Below are 1,259 nucleotides of genomic sequence, written 5' to 3'. Positions count from 1 at the left end.
CTCTTCCGATCCCCCACATTGGTACTGAGACTGAGGTACTGATAAAATATCTGCAAATAATTTGTGAGATACTTCACATCTAAGCTAAGATAATATCGTAATAACATTATTTTGTTGAGGCTGACATAATTATGTTAGAACAACGCGTTAATTCTGATGTACTGATCGTTTCTACCATTAATACGCAAGATCAGGTAACACAAAAACCTCTGCGTAACTCAGTTAAACAAGCACTAAAAAACTATTTTGCTCTACTGAATGTGAATGGTCAAAACATTAAAAACCTATATGAACTAGTATTAGCCGAAATAGAGCAGCCACTATTAGACATGGTCATGCAATATACTAGAGGAAATCAGACCAGGGCCGCTCTAATGATGGGTATTAACCGTGGTACACTGCGTAAGAAATTAAAAAAGTATGGTATGAATTAATAACTTTTGCGATTTACTTCACTCGGTACGGCAATAGTAATTAATTAACTGTTGCCGTAATAATGAGCTAATTACTCTTGAACTAGTACTTCTAACATACCATTGATAATAAATTGCACACCCATACACACCAGTAAGAATCCCATGAGTTGTGAGATTGCTTTAATACCATTAGCGCCAATGAAACGCATGATCGCACCCGAGCTACGCAGTACCCCCCAGACTATCAAGCTCACGGTAAGAAAGACCAAAATAGGCGCCATATTGGTTACCCAAGGTGAAAAATAAATACCCTCTTTAATAGTAGATACCCAACTAATAATCATAGCGATAGTACCTGGCCCTGTTGTGCTCGGCATAGCGAGCGGCACAAAAGCGATATTAACTTTTGTGAGCTTATCTCTAGTCTGGCTTTCTATTTCGTTAGTCTGCTCCGGAAATAACATGCGAAATCCAATAAATGATACAATCAGACCCCCGGCGATACGCAAACCTTGGAGAGAAATACCAAAAGTCTTCATGACTAGGGTTCCTGCATAAAAGACCACTATCATAATGACAAAGACATAAAAAGATGTAAGCAGCGACTGCTGGTTGCGCTCCTCAGTAGTCATATTTTTACTTAGGCTCAAAAATAGTGCTAGGGTAGTAAGGGGGTTCGCGAGAGGTAATAAAGCCATGAGGCCCAGGCCAATCGCCTTAAATAGTTCTAACATAAATTATATTTCTCCTAGTAAATATGGATGTGCCGGCCCTATCTTTATCTTTTAGGGTGTTACCCGCTCCGCTGTAACTGCTTTTGCTTTGAATGCATTAATATGGCAT

At 39.2% G+C, this 1,259-nt stretch carries 2 protein-coding genes; one reads left to right on the top strand and one right to left on the bottom strand.

Features of this window, described 5'->3' with window-relative positions; translation table 11 throughout:
* Positions 1 to 131 precede the first annotated feature (131 nt).
* Positions 132 to 434, top strand: a complete 303-nt coding sequence (gene fis / locus CEX73_RS01110; RefSeq protein WP_101626777.1) for a DNA-binding transcriptional regulator Fis — start codon at positions 132 to 134, stop codon at positions 432 to 434.
* Positions 435 to 505: 71 nt separating this feature from the next.
* On the opposite strand, the gene CEX73_RS01105 is transcribed toward fis, so the two are convergent.
* Entirely contained in the window at positions 506 to 1,150 is a 645-nt protein-coding gene (locus CEX73_RS01105) for a MarC family NAAT transporter (RefSeq protein WP_101626776.1), read from the bottom strand.
* Between the last annotated feature and the right edge of the window lie 109 nt (positions 1,151 to 1,259).

This window comes from Candidatus Palibaumannia cicadellinicola, assembly GCF_002855795.1.
GTDB lineage: Bacteria > Pseudomonadota > Gammaproteobacteria > Enterobacterales > Enterobacteriaceae > Baumannia > Baumannia cicadellinicola_C.
Note: the sequence above shows the minus strand (reverse complement) of the source record. Positions and strands in the feature narration are given on the sequence as shown.

Excerpts from the sequence above, each read along its gene's own strand:
- fis (WP_101626777.1), top strand. The coding sequence starts at position 132 with ATGTTAGAACAACGCGTTAATTCTGATGTACTGATCGTTTCTACCATT.
- CEX73_RS01105 (WP_101626776.1), bottom strand. The coding sequence starts at position 1,150 with ATGTTAGAACTATTTAAGGCGATTGGCCTGGGCCTCATGGCTTTATTA.